This is a genomic window from Nostoc sp. (genome assembly GCF_054880495.1).
This window is the reverse complement of record NZ_JBTYKD010000084.1, coordinates 1-7,831: the sequence shown is the minus strand read 5'-3', so window position 1 is coordinate 7,831 and position 7,831 is coordinate 1. Positions and strand designations below refer to the sequence as shown.

Below are 7,831 nucleotides of genomic sequence, written 5' to 3'. Positions count from 1 at the left end.
ATGTTGCACCAATGGAAGCGCAAATCACAACACAGATTGAAAGCTATCATCAAAAACTCCAGCAGTACGAACAGGCGTTTGTGAAGGCGACGCAGCGCCAGCATTATCCAGATGAGGTGACGCAAAAACAGTTGCAGCAAACGTGGCAGACGTTGGGGTTGAGTGAAGGGGATGTGGGTGCGATCGAGAGGCGGATGAATGCGGATATTGAAACGCATCAAGCAAACTTGCGGCTATATGAGCAGGTATTTACAGAAGTTGTTCAGCAAGAATATCCGCTCAGTGCTTTCAAACGCTCTCAACTCACGCAACGTCATCAAGCGTTGAATCTGACTGCTGAGGATGTGACTGCAATTGAAAATCCAATTATTGCTGCGATCGAGGAACATCGGCAAAAGCTTCAGCAGTATGAGCAGGTGTTTAGAGAGTCGATGCAGTTTGAATATCCTCTCAGTGATGTTACTCGTGAAGAACTTCAACGTTTTCAACGAATTTTAGAATTAAATGATGCGGAAATAGTTGCACTGGAAGCAATTATTATTCAATCATCTTCAGAAGCAGAATACCGGAAACAACAAGAGAGAATCAAACAGCAGCAGGAGGCAGAGAAACAACGGCAGCGAGAGGAAGTAGAATATCGCCAAAAATTACAGCAGTATGAGCAGGAATTAATTAAAACAATTAAAGCCCAAAATTTCCTTTATAGTGATGATGTTCGGCAGAGGTTAAGGCAACTTCAAGGGACTCTAGGACTTAAACAAACGGATATCACTGCAATTGAAACCAGAGTTGTAGCAAGCCAAGAATTGATTAAACCTCCGATTCAGCAGCCAATTTCTGCTCAACCCACTCAACCGGCTCAAAAGCGAATAACCCGACAAAAGTTTTTGAAGTGGGCTGGCTTGGGAGGTGTAGGTTTGGTGACAGCAGTAGTAGGTCGTGAAATTTTTAAGGGTCAATTACCGACACTTGATTCTTTTAAGTTTGAAACGGTAACGGTGGATCAAAAGGGACAGAGAATTAAACAAGATCCTAACAACCAAGCTAAGTTCTTTAAGGAGGACTTAGGCAATGGCACAACTTTAGATATGGTTGAGATTCTTGGAGGCTCTTTTAATATGGGTTCGCCACCCGGTGAAAATGGTCGAACCAAAGATGAAGATCCACAGCACGTTGTGAATGTCCCTGCTTTTTTTATCGGCAAGTTTGAAGTGACTCAGGAACAGTACCAGCAAATAATGGGTAGCAATCCGTCCTACTTCAAGGGAGCAAAACGTCCTGTAGAGAAAGTGTCCTGGAATGATGCAGTAGACTTTTGCAAAAAGCTGAGTCAAAAGGCTGGGCGTAAATATCGCCTAGCTACTGAAGCAGAGTGGGAATACGCCTGTCGTGCAGGAACAACGACACCATTTCACTTCGGCGAGACGATTACAACTGAGTTAGCCAACTACAATGGAGATTCCATTTATGCTTCTGCACCAAAAGGAAAAAATCGTCAAGAAACAACAGAAGTAGGAAGTTTTCCACCCAACGCCTTTGGATTATACGACATGCACGGGAATGTCTGGGAGTGGTGTCAAGATACTAGGCATGACAGCTATAAAGGAGCGCCTAGTGATGGAAGTGCATGGATAGATAATGATAATCAAGATCAAGTGCTGCGGGGCGGTTCCTGGTTCGAGAGTCCTAAGAGCTGCCGTTCCGCGTCCCGCGACAGCTACAGCTCGCGCGGCTACCTCTACGACGGTTTTGGTTTTCGTGTTATCTGCGCTGCCGGGAGGACTCTTCAGTAGCCCTTGACAATTTACCTCTTTTGCCCTATATCCTTGTTTCCTTTACCCTTTTTGAGTGTAGCGAAGCGCAACGAGCTAATTTATTTTTCAAAAAACAGAGTAGATCAAATTAGGATTAGGTTTAAGCAAAGACTCCAAGTAGAGATAATTATGAACCAAGAGCTTACCCAAGCGATCGCCTTAGAAGTTCAGCTATTCCACAGCATCGAACAGAAAGAAAATTTTCTCTTTTTACTTGGTGCTTTACTTGCTAAAGTAATCAGCCTTCAAAAAGCCGCAGAAGTTATGCAACTGGAGCCAGCAGAATTCCTCAAAATTCTAGACCTTATGGGAATTGAATTTTCTTACATTTCTGAAGAAGATGTTGCGTTGGAAAAAAGCTGGTAAATGAATGCAAATTGTTCTCAATTCATCACCACTGATTTTTCTTGCTAAACTAAGCTACCTGAATCAATTCATTGAATATCCTGACGATTTCTACATTCCTGAATCTGTTGCTGAGGAAATTAGTGCTAAGTCAGATCCAGCTAGCCAAACCATTCAAACGCTAATCAACACTGGTAAACTTCAAGTTCGCACATCCAGCCTTATAAGCCACCTGAATAGCTTAAATCAACGATTGGGTAAAGGAGAATCCGAAGCGATCGCTTTAGGGATTGAGTTGAATGCAGATTATATTTTGTTAGATGACTCGACAGCTAGAAGAGAAGCTAAAAGACTTGGTTTGAGTATCAAAGGAACGTTAGCCGTTATCAAAAAGATAAACAAAGACGGTAAAATTAATATTGAGAGTCTGGATAGTCTTTACCAAAAGATTATTGAAATTGAGTTTAGGGTTAAGCGGTCTTTATTTGATCAAATCTTTTCTGAAGATTGAGTGTGTCAACTAGCTCATCTATGAACCAAGAGCTTACCCAAGCGATGCCTCAGAAGTTCAGCTATTCCACAGCATCGATTTACTGACTATCGATGAGCTTCCATATATGCTCGCAGTAAAGTATTGATTTGGGTTTGATAACCCCGTCCTTGCGACTTAAACCACTCTAATACATCGCTGTCAATGCGTAACGTCACCTGTGCTTTATTTTTTGCCCCAGGTAAACTCCGTTTAACTGTAGCCTTGGCAAACAATTCTGGTGTAATTTCCGGGCAATCTGATAAATCAATGTCTTCATCGCTCATAGCATGAAGCCGTTGCCAATCAGTCTGAGAGTTGCTCGAAATAGATTCGTTGCTCATATTTGGTTGCCTTTCTTGCAGAAATAATGCGGGTTAAATCATCACGATCTGTATGGACAACAGCAACGACTCGCCCTTGCAACAAGCCAAAGGTGACGAAACGCTGCTCTGTGTAGCTGTAGCGGATCGTCTTCAACCGTCACCGTGTCTCCATCAAATACTGCTAAGATATCGATAAAATCGATTCCGTGCTTGCGAAGATTAGTAAGACGTTTTGCTTCATCCCATTCAAACTCCATCACCGAAACACAGCTACGTTTACCTGATTGTAACGACAAATTGTGATAGGAGATTAATCAATCGCTGTCAAGGTTTAACACTTAACGGTAAACTACGCAAGAACCAGGAAAATATACGCTTGCTCAAGTACGCGCAAAACTGAGTTTAAGTAAAGACTCAAAGTAGAGATAATTATGAACCAAGAGCTAACGCAAGCGATCGCCTGTGGGAAAGTGCGTAGTTTACCGCATTAGGCATCATACTCATGTAAAATATCGGCATACAAGAGATTTATCTTGAGCGAGCGCAACTGCTGGGCTTTGAGATTAAGCTAGTATATTAGTACGAATTATTTTTACTACTAATTGGTAGGAAGATGAATGTAGAAAAACTCTCTATTTCCTTGCCACATTCCTTAGTGGAGTTTGTCGAAAATTACAAGCGGAATAAAGGATGTAAATCTCGTTCTCAAGTAATTGAAGAGGCATTAGAATTACTGCGAAACCGAGAATTAGAGGCAGCTTACCGAGAAGCGTCTGCTGAAGTTGATAACGATTGGGATGTGACAGTGGCAGATGGTTTAACAGATGAGACGTGGTGATATTTATTACGCAAATCTTAGCCCGGTGATGGGTTGAGAAATGGGTAAACGTCCTCCAGTAGTAATTGTTAGTAATGACATAAATAATATTGCTGCTACTACTGTAACAATTTTACCGATTACCTCTAGTGTGAGCCGTGTTTATCCTTTTGAAGTTTTGCTTAATCCAGAGGTTAGTGGTTTAACAAAGCCTTCTAAAGTACAGGCGCAGCAAGTGGGAACAATTTCTAAGCAACGAATTACTAGTGAAGTATTAGGTAGTTTAAACGAAGAGACGATGGTACTAATTGATCCGGCGTTGAAATTGCATTTGGGATTGGTTTGAGTTTGTAGAAAAATAGCGATGCTTACGACGATAAACTACGCAGGAACTGGGAAAATATACGCTTGCTCAAGTACGCGCAAAACTTAGTTTAAGTAAAGACTCTAACTAGAGATAATTATGAACCAAGAGCTTACCCAAGCTAAGGGTAGAATCAGGGCTGAGGGTCATAATAGCTAAAAGGAAAAATTATCGATGCGAAAAATATATAGTAAGTCGTGGTTGGATAATGATACAGTAGCTGCCTGGATTTTTCTTGCACCAGCACTAATTTTGCTGGGCGTTTTTATCATTTGGCCGATCGCCTATTTGTTTTACCTCAGCTTCACTGCTGGTAGTTTCACATTAAAAGGTACTTATTGGATAGGCTTAAAAAACTATTGGCGCTTGCTACTCAACCCCGACTTCTGGCAAGTTCTGGGTAACACCTTTTATTTTACTGTTGCCACGATAATTCCCAGTTTAGTTATCTCTTTGGGATTGGCAGTGCTATTAAACCGCTCGATTCCCTTACGGGGCATCCTGCGAAGTGCCTATTTTCTCCCTTCAATTATCTCACTTGTGGCAGCCGGTTTGGGATTTCGCTGGTTATTTCAAACATCAGGGCCAGTTAACGGACTTTTAGATTTTTTTGGCATTGCAACCATACCCTGGCTAGGAGACACATTTTGGGCAATGCCAATACTTATTTTAATGAGTATTTGGAAACAATTAGGTTTCAATATGGTGGTTTTTTTAGCAGGGTTGCAAGCAATTCCTCCCAGTCGTTATGAAGCAGCCGATTTAGATGGAGCAAATGCTTGGCAACAATTTTGGTATATTACTCTGCCGGGATTGCGCCCAACTATGATATTTGCAATCATCACTACCGCGATTTTTACATTACGGAGTTTTGAGCAAGTTTATGTGATGACTGGCGGTGGCCCATTGAATTCGACTAACTTGCTAGTTTACTACATTTATCAAGAGGCTTTTGGTCAATTTGATTTTGGTTATGCAGCAGCAGCCGCAACGGTATTACTAGCTGTGACGCTAGTATTAGTGTATTTGCAATTGCAAACTTGGGGAGAAGAGTAGGGAGTTTTCAAGTTTCTACTTCTTATATAGGCTGCGATATTCCCAAGGATTCACAAATTTAGTATCACTCCAAACACCAAGCCGTTGTTGCTTGGCCTCAACTTCGGCTTGTTGAACTAAGTTTTTACTAGGACACTTGTTTAAATAGGGACGATAGACTTTTGCTAAACCTTCTTGCAACAATACCTGTTGGACAAAAGTGCCATTTTTTAAACGGACTTCGGCAATTTTGCGTCCATAGCGATCGCTATCAGTGATATTCAAAGTCACGCGATCGCCTCCTTGTTGCACTAGTTCTTGCACCCGTTGTTGGGCTTTGACACCCCAAGTAAATTGATTGCGATCGCTATCGCTTTTACTCTGCTTTTCTTTCTTAGTGTGAGCTATTTCTGGTGCATCTATACAAGCAAAGCGCACACTAAAATTTTTGCCATCAGCATCTTTGACTACTAAAGTATCGCCATCACTCACTCGCTCAACCGCGTCTCCAGAAGTAGCGACAAAGGGTAGACGCGAAGCGGCTTGTCGCAAGACATCGCAGCCGATCAACCCCAAAATTATGATAGTTGCACAAAGCCAAAATCGCACTGGTTTAGTTAATTTCTGCATCCAAACTTACCTGCATTACCTCTGTGGGATGATACTAGCAAAATGCCAAGATGTTTTTGTTAACCCTTTACATACTGCCACAGGCAATTCCAAATTTCAAATAGTAAGACCCTTTGGTAGCAACCGAAGATAAAAAGCAGATTAGTATAAGAATTGTAACCTTCTAATTGTCGGCGGGAATTTCTGATGAACTTCTTGACTCACGTTCTGCATCTAGCTGGTTCAGGTGTCTTTGCCTATTACTCTGCTGCTCAAATTCGTGATTATAAAACCCGCCCTAACATCCTTGCGGGGTTTCAGTTGGCCGAATCTGGCTCTGTGCCGTTTTTATCTGCACTTGGCGCTCGCGCAGCTGCCGAAGGCGATACATGGCTAGCCGAAAAACTAGCAAAACATGCATCAGATGAAACTAGGCATGGTCAAATTTTTGCCCACGCCTTACAACAGGTGAATAAACAAGTTATAGATTTCAAGCGTCAACCCCAAACTACATCCACAAACAAAGCACAACAGCGTAGTCCCTTTTTTGCAGCATTCTTTGAGGGCTACACTCAAGAACAGCTTAAACCTGCTGTGATTGATTGGGATGTGTTTATGGCTAGCACATACATTTTGGAGTTAGATGCTAGCAAAGACTTTGCGCGAATGGCGAAAGTATTACCGGATCACGATCCAACCGCTCGTAACTTGAAGTTAGGAATGCTAAGTATTGCCGAAGATGAAACTGGACATGCTGCTTATCTCTACGAAGCAATGATGCGACGGATGTCTGCAACTAAAGTGCAAAAACTTGTAGATATGTGGCGAACTCGCAAGGTGAACGCTTTGTTGGCAATGATTGGCGGTATCCTCCAGCGAAATGGTGAAACGCGATCCCTAGTCCAGGATAGTGCGCCGTCGGAAACCGCTTCTGAGTTGATCGCTACGTAATTAGAGATATCTTGAGTATCTAATGATCAACTCCCCCTGGCTAACGAAAGTTTGAGCCAGGGGTTTCTATATGATCTATGAGGCGTTGCATATTTGCGGGATGATTTTGCTAGTTTTGTGGGATGGGCATAGGACTTACACAAAAAACCTCTCAAACTCTTATTCCCACCGTTCGCGCAGCGTCTCCCCTTAGGAGAAGTTCAGATGCCTGCGGCGGGCTGCGCCAACGGCGGAAGCCGCCGCTCCGACTTCTCTCCGTGTCGCGCCAGTTGCTACAACTCTTGGAACCCCCCTTCGGGTGACGCTCTCTACGAGACGCTGCGCGAACGCGGACTCCTTAAGGGCACTGGCTTCTCTGCGTCCTCTGTGGTAGCCTGCGGCAAGCCGCTTCTCTACGAGACGCTCCGCGAACGCGTCTACGATTTTCCGTTGCTTGTGCGTAAGTCATGGTAATTACAGCTATTTTCAGGTATAGCGGCTGCCATAATGGTTAGGACAAGTCTGCTATGAATAGCTGTGACAGCCGCTCTCTTAGGGTTTGCGAATGTCCTAAGCTGTCTGTCTACTGCTATAAATAGACCACGCGGTAGGGGCACAGCAATACTCATTGGTGTCAACTTCAGAAAAAATCTGCTTTGAAAAGGCGTTTTACCCTCATCCCCTAACCCCTTCTCCCAACTTGGGATTCGGGGAACTAGAGAATTTGCTCCCCTCTCCCAAGATTGGGAGAGGGGCTGTTCTTGTGAGGGTCAAACCTCGAAAGCTTGCCTTGCCTAACTTCTACGTTAAGTTGACACCAATGAGCTTTTTCTGTGCCCCTACGACAGATGTGGTTCAAATACATGAAAACTGCTGTAAGAAAAATCAGCAAACATTAGTTATAAAAGACTAAAACAAGCAATAATCAGAGAACTAGCAGTACTACCCAGCAAATCTGAGTCAGGTCTACTTGCTAAAAATTAACTATGAAAGATGAAGCAGAAAACCATCTCAGGCTGACTTGTGAAGTAGAAACTACCATAAAGGTGATTGGCGGACGCT

General features: G+C 43.0%; 11 protein-coding genes and 1 pseudogene. 8 read left to right on the top strand and 4 right to left on the bottom strand.

Annotation, left to right across the window (positions count from 1 at the left end; translation table 11 throughout):
• The 3 genes from ACYTXL_RS09680 to ACYTXL_RS09670 form a co-directional block, all read left to right on the top strand.
• A partial coding sequence (locus tag ACYTXL_RS09680) for a formylglycine-generating enzyme family protein (RefSeq protein WP_461924543.1) occupies positions 1-1,793 on the top strand: 1,793 nt, incomplete at its 5' end.
• 150 nt (positions 1,794-1,943) lie between these two features.
• Positions 1,944-2,180 (top strand): hypothetical protein, encoded by a 237-nt coding sequence (locus ACYTXL_RS09675; protein WP_461924542.1) that lies wholly within the window; start codon positions 1,944-1,946, stop codon positions 2,178-2,180.
• A 4-nt stretch (positions 2,181-2,184) separates the two neighbouring features.
• Positions 2,185-2,670: a DUF3368 domain-containing protein gene (locus ACYTXL_RS09670; RefSeq protein WP_461924541.1), complete on the top strand. Its 486-nt coding sequence runs from the start codon at positions 2,185-2,187 to the stop codon at positions 2,668-2,670.
• An 86-nt stretch (positions 2,671-2,756) separates the two neighbouring features.
• Here ACYTXL_RS09670 and ACYTXL_RS09665 read toward each other — a convergent pair whose 3' ends face one another.
• From ACYTXL_RS09665 to ACYTXL_RS09655, 3 genes are read right to left on the bottom strand one after another with little or no spacing between them, the layout of a single operon-like run.
• Positions 2,757-3,032 (bottom strand): BrnA antitoxin family protein, encoded by a 276-nt coding sequence (locus ACYTXL_RS09665; RefSeq protein ID WP_461924540.1) that lies wholly within the window; start codon positions 3,030-3,032, stop codon positions 2,757-2,759.
• A complete protein-coding gene (locus tag ACYTXL_RS09660; RefSeq protein ID WP_461924544.1) occupies positions 2,995-3,114 on the bottom strand; it encodes a BrnT family toxin in 120 nt (39 codons plus the stop codon). The genes ACYTXL_RS09665 and ACYTXL_RS09660 overlap by 38 nt, the downstream gene beginning before the upstream one ends.
• Entirely contained in the window at positions 3,074-3,310 is a 237-nt protein-coding gene (locus tag ACYTXL_RS09655) for a BrnT family toxin (protein ID WP_461924545.1), read from the bottom strand. Before ACYTXL_RS09655 ends, ACYTXL_RS09660 begins: the two co-directional genes overlap by 41 nt.
• Before the next feature lie 317 nt (positions 3,311-3,627).
• Between ACYTXL_RS09655 and ACYTXL_RS09650 the strand changes: the two genes are divergently transcribed.
• From ACYTXL_RS09650 to ACYTXL_RS09640, 3 genes are all read left to right on the top strand, one after another.
• Positions 3,628-3,852 (top strand): ribbon-helix-helix domain-containing protein, encoded by a 225-nt coding sequence (locus tag ACYTXL_RS09650; protein ID WP_461924539.1) that lies wholly within the window; start codon positions 3,628-3,630, stop codon positions 3,850-3,852.
• A gap of 40 nt (positions 3,853-3,892) precedes the next feature.
• Complete coding sequence (locus ACYTXL_RS09645) at positions 3,893-4,177, top strand: type II toxin-antitoxin system PemK/MazF family toxin (protein ID WP_461924538.1); 285 nt, start codon at positions 3,893-3,895, stop codon at positions 4,175-4,177.
• A gap of 192 nt (positions 4,178-4,369) precedes the next feature.
• Complete coding sequence (locus ACYTXL_RS09640; RefSeq protein WP_461924537.1) at positions 4,370-5,251, top strand: carbohydrate ABC transporter permease; 882 nt, start codon at positions 4,370-4,372, stop codon at positions 5,249-5,251.
• 15 nt (positions 5,252-5,266) lie between these two features.
• Here ACYTXL_RS09640 and ACYTXL_RS09635 read toward each other — a convergent pair whose 3' ends face one another.
• Positions 5,267-5,860 (bottom strand): thermonuclease family protein, encoded by a 594-nt coding sequence (locus tag ACYTXL_RS09635; RefSeq protein WP_461924536.1) that lies wholly within the window; start codon positions 5,858-5,860, stop codon positions 5,267-5,269.
• 186 nt (positions 5,861-6,046) lie between these two features.
• On the opposite strand from ACYTXL_RS09635, the gene ACYTXL_RS09630 reads away from it, so the two are divergent.
• Both ACYTXL_RS09630 and ACYTXL_RS09625 read left to right on the top strand, forming a co-directional pair.
• Positions 6,047-6,790, top strand: a complete 744-nt coding sequence (locus ACYTXL_RS09630) for a ferritin-like domain-containing protein (protein ID WP_461924535.1) — start codon at positions 6,047-6,049, stop codon at positions 6,788-6,790.
• 965 nt (positions 6,791-7,755) lie between these two features.
• Positions 7,756-7,831 (top strand): annotated as a pseudogene (locus ACYTXL_RS09625) (winged helix-turn-helix transcriptional regulator); the annotation flags it as partial.